Annotated in this window: 14 protein-coding genes; 10 read left to right on the forward strand and 4 right to left on the reverse strand. The window is 65.6% G+C overall.

The genetic code is table 11. The annotated features are described in order from the left end of the window. The first annotated feature begins 11 nt into the window (after nucleotides 1–11). Nucleotides 12–854: an NAD-dependent protein deacetylase gene (locus tag AC1RQC_RS16060; protein ID WP_492883949.1), complete on the forward strand. Its 843-nt coding sequence runs from the start codon at nucleotides 12–14 to the stop codon at nucleotides 852–854. A 474-nt stretch (nucleotides 855–1,328) separates the two neighbouring features. Here the strand turns inward: AC1RQC_RS16060 and AC1RQC_RS16065 are convergent, their stop codons facing one another. Further along, nucleotides 1,329–1,805 (reverse strand): hypothetical protein, encoded by a 477-nt coding sequence (locus tag AC1RQC_RS16065; RefSeq protein ID WP_492884052.1) that lies wholly within the window; start codon nucleotides 1,803–1,805, stop codon nucleotides 1,329–1,331. Here AC1RQC_RS16065 and AC1RQC_RS16070 point away from each other — a divergent pair. The 5 genes from AC1RQC_RS16070 (at nucleotide 1,783) to AC1RQC_RS16090 (ending at nucleotide 7,288) form a co-directional block, all read left to right on the forward strand. Next, complete coding sequence (locus AC1RQC_RS16070; RefSeq protein WP_492807471.1) at nucleotides 1,783–3,045, forward strand: TolC family outer membrane protein; 1,263 nt, start codon at nucleotides 1,783–1,785, stop codon at nucleotides 3,043–3,045. The two genes, AC1RQC_RS16065 and AC1RQC_RS16070, sit on opposite strands and share 23 nt — an antisense overlap. A gap of 73 nt (nucleotides 3,046–3,118) precedes the next feature. Further along, nucleotides 3,119–4,378, forward strand: a complete 1,260-nt coding sequence (locus AC1RQC_RS16075) for an HlyD family secretion protein (protein ID WP_492375180.1) — start codon at nucleotides 3,119–3,121, stop codon at nucleotides 4,376–4,378. A gap of 52 nt (nucleotides 4,379–4,430) precedes the next feature. Continuing rightward, nucleotides 4,431–6,632, forward strand: coding sequence for a peptidase domain-containing ABC transporter (locus AC1RQC_RS16080; RefSeq protein WP_492883951.1), 2,202 nt, complete (start codon nucleotides 4,431–4,433; stop codon nucleotides 6,630–6,632). 183 nt (nucleotides 6,633–6,815) lie between these two features. Then, a complete protein-coding gene (locus AC1RQC_RS16085; protein WP_492807106.1) occupies nucleotides 6,816–6,983 on the forward strand; it encodes a hypothetical protein in 168 nt (55 codons plus the stop codon). After that, nucleotides 6,971–7,288 (forward strand): hypothetical protein, encoded by a 318-nt coding sequence (locus tag AC1RQC_RS16090; protein ID WP_492375182.1) that lies wholly within the window; start codon nucleotides 6,971–6,973, stop codon nucleotides 7,286–7,288. Before AC1RQC_RS16085 ends, AC1RQC_RS16090 begins: the two co-directional genes overlap by 13 nt. A gap of 174 nt (nucleotides 7,289–7,462) precedes the next feature. Here AC1RQC_RS16090 and AC1RQC_RS16095 read toward each other — a convergent pair whose 3' ends face one another. After that, complete coding sequence (locus AC1RQC_RS16095) at nucleotides 7,463–8,404, reverse strand: alpha/beta hydrolase (RefSeq protein ID WP_492375183.1); 942 nt, start codon at nucleotides 8,402–8,404, stop codon at nucleotides 7,463–7,465. A 112-nt stretch (nucleotides 8,405–8,516) separates the two neighbouring features. Beyond that, entirely contained in the window at nucleotides 8,517–9,362 is an 846-nt protein-coding gene (locus tag AC1RQC_RS16100; protein ID WP_492375184.1) for an AraC family transcriptional regulator, read from the reverse strand. Between the two features lie 415 nt (nucleotides 9,363–9,777). Here AC1RQC_RS16100 and AC1RQC_RS16105 point away from each other — a divergent pair, with 415 nt between their 5' ends. From AC1RQC_RS16105 to AC1RQC_RS16115, 3 genes are all read left to right on the forward strand, one after another. Then, on the forward strand, nucleotides 9,778–10,689 hold the full coding sequence (locus AC1RQC_RS16105; protein ID WP_492375185.1) for a LysR family transcriptional regulator: 912 nt from the start codon (nucleotides 9,778–9,780) through the stop codon (nucleotides 10,687–10,689). 152 nt (nucleotides 10,690–10,841) lie between these two features. Further along, nucleotides 10,842–11,540 (forward strand): hypothetical protein, encoded by a 699-nt coding sequence (locus tag AC1RQC_RS16110; RefSeq protein ID WP_492807109.1) that lies wholly within the window; start codon nucleotides 10,842–10,844, stop codon nucleotides 11,538–11,540. A gap of 80 nt (nucleotides 11,541–11,620) precedes the next feature. Continuing rightward, the gene (locus AC1RQC_RS16115; protein WP_492375210.1) at nucleotides 11,621–12,880 is read left to right on the forward strand and encodes an MFS transporter; all 1,260 of its coding nucleotides are present in this window, start codon (nucleotides 11,621–11,623) and stop codon (nucleotides 12,878–12,880) included. A 5-nt stretch (nucleotides 12,881–12,885) separates the two neighbouring features. Here the strand turns inward: AC1RQC_RS16115 and AC1RQC_RS16120 are convergent, their stop codons facing one another. Continuing rightward, nucleotides 12,886–13,596, reverse strand: coding sequence for a GntR family transcriptional regulator (locus AC1RQC_RS16120; RefSeq protein WP_492829612.1), 711 nt, complete (start codon nucleotides 13,594–13,596; stop codon nucleotides 12,886–12,888). A gap of 551 nt (nucleotides 13,597–14,147) precedes the next feature. Here AC1RQC_RS16120 and AC1RQC_RS16125 point away from each other — a divergent pair. After that, the gene (locus AC1RQC_RS16125) at nucleotides 14,148–16,151 is read left to right on the forward strand and encodes a zinc-dependent metalloprotease family protein (RefSeq protein WP_492883953.1); all 2,004 of its coding nucleotides are present in this window, start codon (nucleotides 14,148–14,150) and stop codon (nucleotides 16,149–16,151) included. Nucleotides 16,152–16,170 lie beyond the last annotated feature (19 nt).

Below are 16,170 nucleotides of genomic sequence, written 5' to 3' on the forward strand. Positions count from 1 at the left end.
AGGAGCTCCCCTTGACCGTCACCGACCGGAACCTGCTGGCCGATCTCCACGCGTTCGTGCGGGACCATCCGCGCCTGCTGGTGCTGACGGGGGCCGGCATCAGCACCGACTCCGGCATTCCCGGCTACCGAGACGCGCAGGGCAACTGGCAGCGCACGCCGCCCGTGCAGGCGCAGGATTTCTTTCGCTCGCATGCGGTGCGCCAGCGCTATTGGGCGCGCAGCATGCTGGGCTGGCCGGTGTTGGCCAACGCGCAGCCTAACGCCGCGCACTTCGCGCTGGCTCAGCTGCAAGCGGCTGGCTATGTGCGCCAGCTTGTCACCCAGAACGTGGACGGCCTGCACCAGCGCGCTGGCAGCACCGGCGTGATCGAGCTGCATGGCCATGTGGGCAGCGTGATCTGCCTGCAATGCGGCACGCGCCGCCCGCGCGCTTCGCTGCAGGCGCAACTCGAGGTGGACAACCCGGCGCTGGCGGAACTGCGCGCGCTGCCGGCTTCCGATGGCGATGCGCACCTGGAGCTGGCCAGTTTCGAGGCCGTGCACATTCCCGCGTGCGGGCACTGCGGCGGCGTGCTCAAGCCCGATGTGGTGTTCTTCGGGGAGTCGGTGCCGCGCGAGCGCGTCGACGCTTCCATGCAGGCGCTGGAGGGGGCCGATGCGCTGCTGGTGATCGGGTCGTCGCTGACGGTGTTCTCCGGCTATCGCTTTTGCCTCGCAGCGGGCAAGCTTGGCAAGCCGGTCGCTGCGGTCAATCTCGGGCAGACGCGCGCGGATGCGTTGCTGGCATTGAAGGCGGAGGTGTCTTGCGCGGCGGCGCTGGTGGATCTTGCCGGGCGGCTGGGGGTGGGGTGAGGGGCCTTGGTTGCCGGTGTCAAGGTCAAAGCCGCAAGCGCAGCGCCACGACTCCGATGCGGCGTGACGCCAACTGATGTCCAGGGCCGGGATTGCGGGCGGCGGTGTTGCCAACGTCCATTCGCCGATCGCCGCGCGGATTCATGGCCCATGTCCTCCGGATCCAGGTGGATCGGGCGGATGGTTCAATGGTTGCTCGCGAAGCGCATTACGTCAACCGGCGGGCATGGCACAACGCGCGCGCGGCTGCTGCGTCACTCAGTCACTCGCGCCACGGCTGCGCGGCGTTTCGCAATCGGGGCAGCAGGCGGGCGGGAATTCCGAGGCCTTGCTTTCATGGCGCCCACGTGGGCGACACGCTGATTTCCGAACCCCGCGGGTGTCTCGGCGCCGTGGCGGGCGCGGGCGCCCGCCGCCAGGTATAGAAAATGCCGTTGCGCGGATCCCATAATGGGTGTGAGCCCCCGACTCCGACTACTCATCATGGAGTTTGGAAATGTCGGCCTCTCTCAGATTTAGGATTGAAAGAATCAGATTAATCCTGGTTTTTTCATCGACGATCCCTGCTATCGTCCGATCCTTAAGCCAGCGCGATGCAGATGCGACAGGAACGAGTCTGGTGCGAGGATCCGGTGGCGATCGCCGCTGCTCGGCAAATGCTCCAGGCTGCAGCCCTGGCGTCGTTGCACGGCACGGAACGTACCATTTGTCCTGTCCGCGACCTCGCCCTTGCAGGCGCACACCGTTGCGCAGGCGGATCATTTCGTGATCCGAATTCGCTGTTCCTCCCTGCTCAGGACCGCTTTGTTTCATGTTGAAAAAAGCTCCCCAATGGATTGGAGAGGATCGGGCGCCGATGTTGAAGATGAAGTTGATTGATCTGTTGGTTCTTCCCTGTGTTTTGGCAAGTGCCCAGGTCTCGCACGCGGTGACCTTGCTGGATTCAATCAATGCGGCGCGAGGTTTCGACGCCGGTTTTTCCGCCGCGGGCAATGCCCGGATGGCTGGCCGGGAGAAGCGCTGGCAGGGGATCGCCGGCCTGCTGCCGCGCGCGCAGCTCGAGGGCAGCTACGCGAAGCAGGATCAGCCCGGGGCGGCCTATGCCACCGCCGTGCGCCGGCACAGCATTGCCGCCAGCGTGACGCAGCCCATCTTCGATATGCCGCGCTTTGCCGACGTCAAGCGCGGCATTGCCTTGGCGACCCTGGCGGACATCGAGTTCGAGAAGTCGCAGCAGGACCTGATGGTCCGCGTATCCGATGCCTATTTCGATGTCCTGTACCAGCGCGAGGTTCTGCAGGCGGCCGTGTCGGCAAAGCTGGCATTCCAGAAGCAGCTCGACCAGGCAACAGCCGCGCTACGGCTCGGGGAGGGTACGCGGACCGACGTGGACGAGGCGCAGGCCAACCTGGACCTGGCGCTTGCCAGCGCAGTGGCTGCGCTGACCGATCTCGAGATTGCCGGCGGCACGTACCGCAGGCTGACCGGCCTGTCGGCGGACGAAGTCGAAGCTGTCGGGCTGCAATGCATGCCGTCGGCCATGGCGGCCGACATGGAGGCTGCCATGGAGGAAGCCGCCCGGGACAATCTGGAGGTGCGCATTGCCGAGCAGCAGGCCGAGCAGGCCGGGGCCGACGTCGCCGCTGCCGTGGGCGCAAACCTGCCTGTCGTCAGCGCCCAGGCATCCTACGGCACGAACTGGAGCTACGGTGCCGGCGAGAACAGGCTCGATGCGATCTTCGGCACCACCTCGAAGACGCGCTCGTCGACGATCGGCGTGACGATCACCATTCCGCTGTTTGCCGGCGGCGCGCAACTCTCGGCCGGGCGCGAGGCCTACAGCCGCCGCGCCCAGGCCCGCGACGCGCTCGAAGATGCGCGGCGCAGGGCGCGCGAGAGCGCGCGTGCCGCCTATCTCGGTATGACGAACGGTGGCGCGCTGGTGCAAGCACGGCAGCGTGCGCTGGGATCCGCCGAAGGCAAGGTCAAGTCGACCCGCCTTGGCCGTGAGGTGGGCATGCGGACGAACATCGACGAACTGAATGCGCAGCAGCGCTACTTCGAGGCGGTACGTGACCTGGCCTCCGCGCGCTACAAGCACCTGCGCGCGCGCCTGCAGTTGTCGGCCGCGCTCGGCTCGCTGGGCGATGCCGATGTCGCCGCGCTGGCATGCCACCAGCACAAGGGGTGAGCATCGGCCGGCAGACGCTGGCGCGCCGGGCACCGCGCGCTATTCAATCCTGACTCAATGTCGAGACGTTGCAATGACTGATTCGCTGTTCCGGCAAGAAGCGCTCGACGCGAGCAAGTACAGGCTCATGGGCGCGGTCAGCCTGTATTCCCCGCCGTACCGGTGGCTGATGATCGGCGTGGCCGGTGCGCTGGCGGCTGCCATCGCGGGCTTGCTGGTGTTCGGCACCTACACCAAGCGCGAGCGCGTCCTCGGCCAACTGCTGCCAGCCCAAGGCCTGTTCGGTATCACGCCACCGCTCACCGGCACCCTGGTCGAGACCCGCGTGCGTGAAGGCCAGTCCGTGGAAGAGGGCGCCGGGCTGATGGTGGTTTCCGCGGAAGTGGCCACGGAACTGGGCGGAACGCGCGAGCACATCGGCACGCAGCTCAAGCTGCAGCGTTCCAAGCTCGAGATCGACCTCGCCAGCCAGTTGCAACTGGCTGGCGAGGCGCAGCGCGGCCTGCAGATGCAAGCCGGCATGCTGCGCGAGCAGCTCGCACAGATCCAGGCGCAGAAGGAACAGCGTACCCGCCAGGCCGACCTGGCCACACGCCAGCTCGAAAAGCTGCAGTCCATGCGGGCCGAGGGTTATGCCTCGAATAGCCAGGTGGAGCAGCAGGAGGGCGTGCTGATCGATTCCCAGGCGAGGCTGCAGGAGCTCGTCCGCCACCGGCTGGACATCGGGCAACAGCTCGAACAGGTCCGCCAGCGGCAGCGCGAGCTGCCGCTCAATATGAGCAACCAGCGCAACGAGATCGCACGCAAGCTCGCGGATATCGACCAGGCGACGGCCGAGAACGAGTCGCGCCGCTCGGTGATCCTGCGCGCGCCGCGGGCAAGCGTGGTGGGCGCGCTGCTGGCGAAACCGGGGCAGATCGTCAATGCCGGGCAGACCGTCATGTCCCTGCTGCCGCAGGGCGCGCAGCTCGAGGCGCAACTGATGGTGCCGAGCCGGGCGATCGGCTTCATCCGCCCCGGCGCGCCTGTCGTGCTGCGCTACCAGGCCTATCCATACCAGAAGTTCGGCCAGCAATCGGGACGCGTGACCGAAGTGTCGCGCACCGCGCTCTCGCCGAAGGAGGTCGCGAATCTCACCGGACAGGGCAACGTGCAGGAACAGCACTACCGCGTGGTTGTCGCGCTGGACCGGCAGGACATCCAGGCCTATGGCAAGCATGAGCCGCTCAAGCCCGGCATGGCGCTCGAAGCCGACGTGCTGCTTGACAGGCGACGCCTGATCGAGTGGGTACTGGCGCCGCTGTATGCCCTGGGCCGCCGCGCCGGATCGTGACGATCCTCCGCCATCGCGCCATGCGTCAAATCACCTTGGAATCGCTCGGATCATGCGTTTTATGAAAGCACTGCAGTTCGGTTGGGGCCAGCGCCTGCCGGTGCTGCTCCAGACCCAGGCGGCGGAATGCGGCCTGGCATGCGTCGGGATGGTCGCCGGCTACTTCGGCCGCGAGATCGATCTGGTCAGCCTGCGCCGCCGCTTCAGCCCCTCGCTCAAGGGGGCAACCCTGGCCGACGTGATGCTGGTGGCCTCGCGCCTGGGACTGGCCTCGCGCGCGCTGCGCCTCGAGCTCGGCGAGCTCGTCAAGCTGCGGCGCCCCTGTATCCTGCACTGGGACCTGAATCACTTCGTGGTCCTGAAGCGCATCGGCCGCAACAAGATCACGATCCACGATCCCGCCCGCGGCATACTCGACGTACCGCTGTCCGAAGCGTCGGATCATTTCACCGGCGTGGCGCTGGAATTGCTGCCATCGCCCACCTTCGAGCGTACCCGCGAGAAGGAATCCATCTCGATGCTGAAGCTGATCGGCAGCGTGGCCGGCATCCGCGCCGCGTTCTTCCAGGTGCTGCTGCTCTCGGTCGCCCTGGAAGTCTTCGGCATCGTCTCGCCGTTCTATATGCAATGGGTGATGGACCACGTGCTGGTGTCGGCCGACGTCGACCTGCTGACGTTGCTCGGCATCGGCTTCCTCATGGTGGTGCTGTTCCAGAATGCCATCGCTGCCCTGCGCGCATGGGTGCTGACATGGTTCTCCAGCCTGCTGAACGTGCAGTGGACGGCCAACCTCTGCTCGCACCTGTTCAAGCTGCCCATGTCGTATTTCGAGCAGCGCCATATCGGTGACGTGGTGTCGCGCTTTGGCTCGATCGGCACCATCCAGAGCACGCTCACGACGCGCTTTGTCAGCACGCTGCTCGACGGCGTCATGGCGATCGTGACGCTCCTCATGCTGTTCATCTACAGCCCGATGCTGACCTGGCTCGAGTTGGGACTCTTCACCACCTATGCCCTGATCCGCTGGGTCTCCTACCGTCCGTTCCGGCAGGCCAACGAGGACCAGATCGTCTATGCGGCACGCGCCCAGTCGAACTTGCTGGAATCGATCCGCGGCGTCCAGGCGATCAAGCTGGGCAACAAGCAGGATGTGCGCGTTGCCGTCTACGCCAACGCCGTGGTCGACACCACCAACAAGAACGTGGCGATCCAGCGGCTTTCGATCAGCTTCTCGACCTTGCAGGGCATCATCTCCGGTGCCGGGCGGGTCGTGCTGGTGTGGCTGGCGGCGCGACTGGTGCTCGACGGCCAGTTCTCCGCCGGGATGCTGGTGGCCTTCGTCAGCTTCGCGGAGCAGTTCTCGTCCCGGGCGTCCGGGCTGATCGACACCGTCATCGATTTCCGCATGTTGCGCCTGCATGGCGAGCGCCTGGCCGACATCGTGTTGACCTGCGTCGAGAGCGACATGGAAACGAAGACGCTACGTCCGCCGGCAGCGGCCGAAGGCCTGGTGGCCTCGCCCGCCATCGACGTGCGCGGCCTGCGTTTTCGCTACGCAGAGACCGAGCCGTGGGTGCTGGACGGCTGCACGTTCTCGATCGCGCCAGGGGAGTCCGTTGCCCTGGTGGGGCCATCGGGACAGGGCAAGACGACCATGGCCAAGGTGCTGCTGGGCCTGCTGGTACCCGAGGAAGGGGCGGTGAGCGCCGACGGCGTCGACATCCGCAAGCTGGGCCTGCACCAGTACCGCGACATGATCGGCTGCGTGATGCAGGACGACATTCTCTTTGCCGGATCCATTGCCGAAAACATCGGCTTCTTCGATCCGCAGCCGGACATGGCACGCATCGAGGAAGCCGCGCGCGTGGCCCAGGTCCACGATGACGTTGCCGCCATGCCGATGGCCTATCAGACCCTGGTGGGAGACATGGGCTCATCGCTGTCGGGCGGCCAGTGCCAGCGCGTGCTGCTGGCGCGGGCTTTCTACCGCAAGCCGTCCATCCTGATTCTCGATGAAGCCACCAGTCACCTGGATGTGGAGTGCGAACAGCGCATCAACCAGGCCATCCGTGCCATGAGGGTCACGCGAATCATCATAGCGCACCGGCCGGAGACGATCCGCAGCGCGGACCGGGTGATCGTGCTGGAGCGAGGCGCGGTACGTGCGCTGGCGCCGGAGATGCTGCCCGCACAATCAGCCATGCAGGGGGAGATCGACGCCGCTCCGGGCGAGTTGATCAGCAAGCCTGTTTGATGGCGTTGAGCACTGTGCAAGCGGAACCATACCGAAGCAATCCGGGGCGCTGGCGGCCTGAGTGCCAAAGGCGATTTTCTCCCTCGGCGCCCGTCTGATGCCGAGCCTGGTTTCGCCAGCGGTCCCGAGGTGTGCCCGGGTGCCAGGCCGTGCTGAACGGGCAAGGGCAGGGCTCGAGCTTGCATGCCTCATGGCACGAAGGGCGGCGATGGAATCCCGCGACGGGATGTGGGCATGCCGGCAGCAATTCTGCCGGCGATCGATGCCGGCAAGATGGCCGAAGCCAATCCGGCCCGGAATGATTGGCGATCACTAATCAGCAACAAGGAAATAAATCAATGCGTGAATTGACCGTAATGGAACTTGACCAGGTTTCGGGCGCCAGCTTCGCCTCCCGCACGGGTGCCGCAGTCCTGGGCGGCATTGCCGGCCTGGTCCAGGGCGTATACAAGGGCGCCGTGACTGGCGGCAGCTCGGGTGGCCTGCTGGGTCTGGGCATCCTGTCGGCGGGTGTCGGCTTTATCGTTGGCGGCATCGCCGGTGTTGTCAGTGGCGCTGCCTATGGTTTCGTGAACGATTGGGCGGCAACCGTGCCTGTCTTCAACAATGCCACCGGATCCCTGCTGGATCCGACCCTGAACCCGCCGAAGGTCTAAGGCGGCTCCCGGTGCCGGGCGGCATGCCCGCTGCCCGGCGTCGGCGGTTTCCATCAATTGCCGGCTACGCCGGGGAGGGCGAAGGCTTGCCGCCGATTCCCGCGCCATGCCGGCCAGCCGCGTTTCGCAATGGCTGGGCGCTCCGAGGCTGCCTGGCAATCCTGCGCAGCCGCCTTATGGCTTGAGATGCTTGGCCTGAGATGCCATGGCCGGAGATTGCGGCCTGAGATGCTGTACAAACCAGTCGCGCGCAGCCTGGCTGGTGGTTTCGAACTGTTCCAGGTAGGGCGTGAAATGCCCGCCCGGAATCATCAGCAGCTGCTTGGGCTGCAAGGCCTGTTCATAGGCTGCCAGGCACAGGTCGGTGGCGGTCAGCAGGTCGCGGTCGGCCACGATCATCAGCAGCGGCGTGGGGCTGATGCGCGCAATGTGGATGCCGGGCTCGTTCTCGCGCGCGAGTTCGGCGCTGCGCAGCGTCACCTCGTTGCGCCAGGCCGGCGCAAAGGTGGCGGTGTCCGTGAAGAACTTGTGGCTGTCGGCGCCACCCATGGCGCAGGCGGCGGCCGGGTCCGCGCTGACGGCCGGTAGCATGGCCGGCGGTTCGCCCCGGAAGCGCGCCAGCCGGTCGGCCTCGAAGCGCGTGAGCGCGGCCGGTACCAGGTCGGCGCGGGTGCGGCGCAGCGCGGAGGCATGGCCGCTGATCTGCGGCACCTGCGATACCACGCAGCGCACGCGCCGGTCGAGTGCCGCCACCTCGATCACATGGCCGCCGCTGTAGCTGGTGCCCCAGATGCCGATGCGCTCGTGCGCGACATCATCGCGGCTGCACAGGCAGGTAATGGCATCGCGGTAGCCGCGCCTTTGCAGGGCCGGGTCCACTTCCTGCCGGGGCGTGCCGTCGCTGGCGCCAAAGTTCCGGTGGTCGTAGACCAGTACGGCAAAGCCCGCGGCGGCGAACATCTCGGCGTAGCGGTCGAGATACTGCTCCTTGACGGCGGAAAAGCCGTGGGCCATCACAATGGCGGGGCGGGGGCCCGTGCATGTGCCCTCCGGTGCGTACAGCCACCCGCGCAGGGTGGCGCCTTCGGAGATGAATTCGATGTCTGAACGTGTCATGTCCTGGTCCTGGTTATCGTGCCATACCCGATGCCTGTAGCCTGTAGCGAAAGGGCATGCCCGCCACGATACGCCCGGCCAGGCGGCGCGTCTGCGCCGGTCGGGCCACTCTTTACGCCGGATCGGACATCCTGAAATACTGGCTGGGCGTGGTGCCCGTATAGCGGCGGAACATAGCGGCGAAAGCGCCGGGCGTGTCGTAGCCCAGTTCCGCCGCGATGGTTGCGACGGGTTCTCCGGCGGCCAGGCGGGGCAGTGCGTACAGCAGCCGCGCCTGCTGGCGCCAGTGCACGAAGGACACGCCCGTATGTGCCTGGAACAGGCGCGCCAGCGTGCGGCTGGAGGCGCCTGCCTCCAGGGCCCATTCGGCCAGCGTGCGCGCGTCGGCGGGGTTGTCGCGCAGGGCGTCGCAGATGCGCGCCAGGCGCCGGTCCTCGCCAGCCGGCAACGGCAGCGGCTGTTCCGGCGACCATTCGAGTTCGTCCAGCAGCACGCGCATCAGCCGGTCCTCGCGGCCGCCCGGTGCGTGGTCCAGCGGCAGCGCTGCCGCACGCACGACCAGCTCGCGCAGCAACGGCGACACGTTGACTAGCCGGGGTTGCGCCGGCGTAGCGCCGGGACGGGCTTCCGGGTGGATATAGAGCGTGCGCAGCGACACGGCACCGCGGGCGCGCATGCCGTGTTCCATGCCTGGCGGCATCCATAGCGCACGCTGGGTTGGCAGCAGCCACAGGGCGTGGCCCGCCGCCACCTCGATCACCCCGGCCACAGCATAGATCAGCTGTGCGCGTTCGTGCCGGTGCGCAGCTACTACGAAACCGTCCGGGAATTCCTTGGGCATGACCGCCGCGGGGCGGGCGGTTTGCTGGTAGTCGAGTGGGTTGGTGCTCTTGGGTGCGGGCCTGACGGCAGGCTTGCCGCTGCCGGCGGGGATGGCATGGTCGCGCGGTCGGGGCATGGCGTACGCTGCGGCGGAGAAGCAGGTTGAACAGTTGGATGGACTGCCCCGCATTGTACGCATCGGCCTTGCCGTCGATGATGTGAGGCAAGGGGCTCGCCGCGGACGGCCCCTTGCCCTGGCCGGGCATGGCAGCCCTAGGGAATGCCACTAGAGCGCTGGCGTGGAATTTGCATAAAAATCTCTCTGTAAATCTTGTGAAATTTCAGATGACGGATAAAAATGCAGATACCGGCACGAATTCAGCGTCTCTCCCAGCCTCGTCCGGGGCGGCATTGACGCGGCTGCCGCACTGCAACGGTGCGCCTGGCCAGCAAAACCTGGCGCGCACGCGGCCGCCCGGTGCACGGGAGCGTGGCCATGCAGGGGGCAGCCTGCGCGGCGGCCCGGGAGGCGATGCCGGGAGCACGAGGCCATGAACACGCGCTTTGTCGAAGCCTTCATGTGGGTAGCAAGGCTAGGCAGCTTTCGCGCGGCGGCCGAGAAGCTGCACATCACCCAGGCCGCCATGTCCAATCGCATTGCCTCGCTGGAGCAGGAGATTGGCGCGCGTGTGTTCGAGCGCGAGGCGCGGGACCTGCGGCTCACGCCGGTGGGCCTGCGCCTGCTTGGCTACGGCGAGCGGCTGCTGGAGTTGCAGCGGGAGATCATGGTGCTGGGGCGCTCCGGCCACGAGTTGCTGGGGCTGGTGCGCATCGGCGCCATCGAGAGCGTGGTGCATACCTGGCTGGTCGACTTCCTGCGGCACCTGCAATCATCCTATCCGGGCATCGAGGTGCAGATCACTTCCGAGACCACGGAAGGGCTGCACAAGACCTTGCGCGCCGGCGGCATCGATATCGCCTTGCAGACGGACCCCGCGGTGGGCGAGGGCATCACCAGCACGCCGTGCCTGCCGATGGCGATCGGGTGGGTCGGGCGGCCCGGCGCGGCGCAGCCCGATGAAGGGAAACTGGCCACGCTGCTGCAGCACCCGACTATCACCATGAGCCCGGGGTCGCAGCCGCACGTGGCGCTCAAGGAGCTGTACCGCAAGGCCGGGCTGCCCGTTGGCAAGGTGCACTGCGTGAGCTCCATCGCGGCCATCGTGCGGCTGGTGAAGGCGGGCTTTGGCAATGCGCTGATGCCGCTGGCGCCGGTGCGTGAAGAGGTGGAGCGCGGCGAGCTGCGCGTGATCTGTTGCGATGTGCCGCTGCCGCATCAACGGCTGGTAGTGAGCCATCTCGACCATGCGGCGTCGGAGGCGATTCGCCTGGTGGCGGATCTGGCCTGCCGCGAATCGGATCGCTTTGTGCGTTCGCTGCCTGCACCGTTTGCGCCGGAGTGAAGCACGGCCGCGCGCCAAGCTGGTGCGCGAACGCAGGCGGATCGAACAGAAAAACTGATCGGAAACACGAAGAAAAACCCGTTTGTCGCGCGCGGCGATCGCGCCGATCATCAGCTCACCGCTTTGTATTGGCGTGGCAACCGGAGAGTTTGATGAGCGAGATGTTTGCGACCGAAAGTTCGGCGACAAAGAGCGCGGCAGGCATGGCCCCGCAGGGCATGCTGTTTGTCGCGTCGAATGTGGATGCGGCCGACGAGGCCGATTTCAATCAATGGTACGACCGCGAGCACGTGGAAGAGCGCGCCCGCATCGAAGGCTTCATCTCCGCCGCGCGCTATGAGGCCGTGCAGGGCGGCCCCAAGTATCTCGGCCTGTATCGCACCGAGTCGCTCGGTGCATTCACCTCCGCGGCCTACAAGGCGGCTTTTCGCCGCCAGACGCCGTGGTCGGTGGCCAACCTGGACCGCATGCGCCAGCCGATGCGCCGCGTGAGCGAAGTCACCGCCACCGTTGGGCAGGGCAGCGGCAGCTGGATTGCCGTGCTGCCGCTGGCGCAGCCGGAAGATCCGCTGGCACTGGTCGACCTGGCGGGCGAGGTTGGCGGGCAACTGTCCGCACAGCCCGGCTTTGTCCAGTCCTACCTGCTGATGCCAGACGCCGAGCTAAGCCAGCCGCTGCCCAAGGAGAGCCTGACCGACCGGCAACTGCTGCCCATCCTGGTGATCGAGAGCAGCGCCGAAGCCGCGAGCGAGCAGGCACTGCAGGAGGCGGCAAAGCGTCTGGGCGCATCGATGCAGCAGGCCGCACGCTACGCGTTGAAATGGAAGCTCTTCTCCGGGGAGGTGGCGTGATGACTAACGCAAGCACGATTTCCACCACGCAGGGCGCCGCGGGCACGCTCGATGCGGTCACCCACGCCGCCAAGCCCAGGATGGGCCGGCTGGCCGCGGCCAGCACCATCGGCACCACGCTGGAGTGGTACGACTTCACCGTCTACAACCTGATGGCCGCGTTGGTGTTCAACGCGGTCTTCTTCCCCTCGTTCGATCCGCTCACGGGCACGATCCTGGCGTTTTCCACCTATGCGGTGGGCTATGTCTCCCGTCCGCTTGGCGGCGTGCTGTTCGGGCATCTGGGCGACAAGCTCGGCCGGCGCTTCGTGCTGGTCGCCACGCTGATCCTGATGGGCGTGGCCACGGGCCTGATGGGCTTGCTGCCCACCTACATGTCGTGGGGCATCTGGAGCCCGATCCTGCTAGTGGCGCTGCGCTTCGCGCAAGGCGCGGCGATCGGCGGCGAATGGGCTGGCGCGGTCTTGCTGTCGATGGAGCACGGCGAGCAGCACCAGCGCGGGCGCAATGCATCGTTTACGCAGGTGGGGCCGTCGTGCGGCACGCTGCTGGGCACCGGCTTTATCGCCGTGGTGTCGCTGTGGCTGAGCCCGGAAGATTTCCAGGCGTGGGGCTGGCGCATTCCGTTCCTGTCGAGCGTGCTGCTGGTGCTGTTCGGGCTGTGGCTGCGCAAGGGCGTCGAGGAAACCCCGCTGTTCAAGGAGATGGAAGCGCGCAAGAGCACGGCCAAGACGCCGATCAAGGAAGTGTTCGTGGATCACTGGCGGCGCCTGCTGGTGGCCGGCGGCGTGCGCATCGGCTCCGACGTGCTCTATGCGCTGGTGGTGGTCTTCACGCTGACTTACGTGACCAGCGTGCTGCACCTGTCCCGGCCGCTGGCGCTGAGCGCGACCATGATCGGCGCGGCGTGCAACGCCATCGCGGTGCCCTTGTTCGGCAGCCTGTCGGACAAGCTCGGCCGCCGCCCGGTGTACATGGCCGGGGCCTTGCTGGCCGTGGTGTGGGCTTTTGTGTTCTTCCGCCTGATGGACAGCGCGCAGCCGCTGCAGATCTGCGCCGCGGTGGTGGTCGGGCTGATCATCCACGCCATGATGTACGGCCCGCAGGCGGCCTTCGTGACCGAGCAGTTCCCCACGCGGGTGCGCTACGCCGGGTCATCGCTGGCCTATACGCTGGCGGGCATCGTGGGCGGCGGCTTTGCGCCGCTGATCATCGCCAGCCTGTACAAGTCGTACGGCTCGACGCTGGCGATCTCGCTGTATGTCAGCGCCGCCGTGGCGCTGACGCTGGTGGCGCTGCTGGTGGCGCGGGAAACCGCAAAGAAGCCGCTCGAAAGCTGATCCGGCTAACCCTCGATCGCCGTCGCGAAGACCGTTTCGCGGCGGCCCTGCAGCAGCGCCTGGCGAAAGGAAAGCACATGGGCCGTGACCGCGCTGGCCGCTGCCGCGCCGTCGCCCTCGCGCAGCGCCTTCAGGATCGCGCGGTGCTCGGCGCCGACCTCGGCCAGGTGCCCTTCGGACGACAGCGAAATGGCCCAGAAGCGCTGCGAGCGCGCGTGCAGCACCTTGAGGATTTCGATCAGGATCGGGTTGCCCGAGACCTGCGCGATTTCCTCGTGGAACAGGCGGTCCAGGTTGGTCACCTCGGGCAGGTTGCGCTGCGCCACGGCGTCTTCCACCTGGCTCAGCAGGCTTTCGAGCTTGTGCAGGCCGGCGGCGGTGATGCGCTCGGCGGCCAGCCTGGCGCACAGCGTTTCGTTGGCCAGGCGCACGTCGATCAGGTGCAGCGCATCGTCGATGGACAGTGGCGAGACCACCACGCCCTTGCGCGGCAGGATTTGCACCAATCCTTCGTTGGCCAGCCGGTGCAGCGCCTGGTTGATGGGCGTGCGGCCAAGGTCAAGATCGTCGACCAGGGTGGAGATGTTGAGGTGCTCGCCGGGGCGGTAGACCAGCGTGGTCAGCCGCTCCCGCAGGCCGGTATAGGCCAGCTCATTCTGCGATGGTTCTTCGGTCCTGGCCCGGGCGCGCGATGTGCCGGCGCTACGGCGATCCACTGATGGCAAAACTCTCTCCCGACAACACGGCAACGCGTGCAAGGGCGATATCGTACTACCAAAAGCAGGCGCGAACGCTTGGGCCTTGTGCTCACTGCGCCTGGCGGTGACGACAACGTCTTTCCAGGTGGATTTGCCGGCGCCCGTGGCGATAACCCTTGCCAGCGCGTTTTCTCGCTCCCACGCCCCGCCACTGCCAAGCCAATCCAAAATCTCCGTAATTTTCGCATTGCTGCGAATTGTCTGGGTTCAATTCCGGAATAGTCTCATAGACGTCCCGTTTCCAAGTCGATAGGGTTGTGAAGCTAAATTCATCGGAGTAGCGGATTTTTTTCGGGAGCCCAAGTCACGTAAGGTGGCCTGGTTTTTTTCGCATTGCGTCAGGAAGGCTCCGAGGGCGCCGGACATCAAGGAGCTTACCTGCACGGGTACCGCATTACGCGCGCCGGTGGCAGCCTCATCGAAGGCGTAACCAATGCGCGCGGCGAGACTGCGCTCAAGCTAGCCGAGTTCGGCGAAACCGTAAAGATTGAAATTCTATAAGACGGCTTATGGCGACCCATTTCACACATCCTTCGCAAAAGCCGCCTGCAAGAACGCCCGCGCGGCCCGCGCCGAATCCGGAGTTGACCCTCAAGCCGGGTGGCGCGGTGTGCAAGGTGGTGCTACCGCTGCGCCCATTGCGCATCTATTTCCAACTGTTTCCGGGTATCTCCCGCACTGAGGCCGAGCGCGGGTTGGCTGGCCTCAGCTACAAACTGCGCATCCCTGGACAAACGGACAGCGAAGGCACGACTGGGGCCAACGGCCAGATTCTCTTGCCGGGCCTGCAACCTGGCATCACAGGCGAGCTGGAAATTCTTGGCACACTGATCCAGTTGACCGCGCGTGACTACAGCGATGACGAAAAGACCGACGGCACAACGACGATGGGCATCCAGGGTGCCAAGCGTCGCCTGATGGTGCTGGGTTACTACGACAAGCCTTATCGGTCCGTACGTCCCGGGCAAGTGGCTGTGTCGCAGACGCCCGATGACAAGTTGGACCACATCGAAATCGAGGACGCGATCCTGCGCTTTCAGGTGGACAGCGGCTTCGAGCCCAATGGCGAAATTGAGCGGCACGAACTCGCTGGCAGCAAGATCGATCCGTCGCAGGCGTTTGGCTTTCACCGCGATCTCACTGGCTCGAACGTCAAGCAGTTTCACCCCGACTTCGTCGCCAAGCTGGCAGCGGGCGGCGGCAGCGCCCCTCCGGGCACCATGGAGCCATGTACCGTCCCGCCTCCGCCACGACCGAAAGACAAAGGCACAGTCGGATCTGCCACGCCGGGACCGTCGCCAAAACCGCTGGCACGCGAAATCTACGATGGACACCGGTTTGTACCGGTGCGTTTCGTGCGGTACAACGAATCGACCACCTTTCATCCGAGCAGGCCCGAACTGGACGAGCGCGGCTACCGGGAGCATGACGGGCCAATCGTGAGCCTGATGGCTGGACAGAGAATTGACCTGTTGCTGCTGCGCCTGCATGTCGGGGCGAGCGTGCCGCTGAGCTTCGTCAGCACGGATGAGAGCACGGTCAAGATCAGTCAGGCGACGGGTGACTTGATTGAACTGTCAGGGGTACGTGGCGGAGAAGAAGCATCTCCACGAACGGCCAATATTGAAGTGCGCTTCGGCAGTTCCACTGGGCCACTACTGCACACCCTGGCTGTGCAGGTCTACGACCCCATCAACGTTGCTGTGGCGGTGCATTTTGTGTCTATTGGGCAGGCCGGCAGGCCGGAGATTCCACGGGTTCCTCCGTCCCTTCAGCGTCCAAAGCTCGAACCCATCTTCAACAAGATCAATGACATCTGGCGGGCAGCGGGGATTCGCTTTGAGGTCAAGCAATGGCTGAGTGACACCATCGACTTGACGCAGGCAGGGGCGATGACCGTCAAGCCTGCCAAAAACGGGCAACCCGCGGTGAACGAGTTCCCCGCGGTGACCAGTCTGAATCGCAAGGCGAGGCATCTGAACATGTATGTGGTGGAATCCACAATCGGTAGTGGCATTGGCTGGGGGCTTTGCAATACCGCCCTGGTGGCCGCCGAGCAGATGCATGGCGGCCAGCCTTCCAGTCAGGATCAGCTCATCCAGACGTTCGCCCACGAGATCGGACATTTTCTCGGACTGTGGCACCCCGCAACGCATAACCCCGAGGGGGACGATGTTCAAGTGCAAATTCAAGGCAGGGATGAACGCCACAACCTGGAGGATTTCTGGTCTCGCCGGATGCTGATGTATGTCTATACCGGTTTGAACGGCATCGGTCCACTGGACGCCAATACCCGGCAACGAGGACGGCAACAGGATGTTGGCAATGGCTGGCATGTGGGCGGCAAGATGCTGTGCTGCAAGACGGTGCCGAAGGTTGTGTCAAGCGATCCATTTTCTGAAATTGTCACGGCACGCGGGATCGCACTACTCAACCAGTCTGAATCGTCAACGGAGAAGAAAACGGCATGGTCACCACCGTCCGACAACGCTGGGCAAGGCGTTTTTGCCTGAGTCTACTGCTCACCTGTAC

Source organism: Cupriavidus sp. GW822-FHT03E04 (assembly GCF_058801495.1).

Coding starts and splice junctions, on each gene's coding strand:
- AC1RQC_RS16075 (WP_492375180.1), top strand. CDS start 3,119: ATGACTGATTCGCTGTTCCGGCAAGAAGCGCTCGACGCGAGCAAGTAC.
- AC1RQC_RS16090 (WP_492375182.1), top strand. CDS start 6,971: ATGCGTGAATTGACCGTAATGGAACTTGACCAGGTTTCGGGCGCCAGC.
- AC1RQC_RS16080 (WP_492883951.1), top strand. CDS start 4,431: ATGCGTTTTATGAAAGCACTGCAGTTCGGTTGGGGCCAGCGCCTGCCG.
- AC1RQC_RS16095 (WP_492375183.1), bottom strand. CDS start 8,404: ATGACACGTTCAGACATCGAATTCATCTCCGAAGGCGCCACCCTGCGC.
- AC1RQC_RS16100 (WP_492375184.1), bottom strand. CDS start 9,362: ATGCCCCGACCGCGCGACCATGCCATCCCCGCCGGCAGCGGCAAGCCT.
- AC1RQC_RS16125 (WP_492883953.1), top strand. CDS start 14,148: ATGGCGACCCATTTCACACATCCTTCGCAAAAGCCGCCTGCAAGAACG.
- AC1RQC_RS16115 (WP_492375210.1), top strand. CDS start 11,621: ATGGGCCGGCTGGCCGCGGCCAGCACCATCGGCACCACGCTGGAGTGG.
- AC1RQC_RS16105 (WP_492375185.1), top strand. CDS start 9,778: ATGAACACGCGCTTTGTCGAAGCCTTCATGTGGGTAGCAAGGCTAGGC.
- AC1RQC_RS16085 (WP_492807106.1), top strand. CDS start 6,816: ATGCCTCATGGCACGAAGGGCGGCGATGGAATCCCGCGACGGGATGTG.
- AC1RQC_RS16110 (WP_492807109.1), top strand. CDS start 10,842: ATGAGCGAGATGTTTGCGACCGAAAGTTCGGCGACAAAGAGCGCGGCA.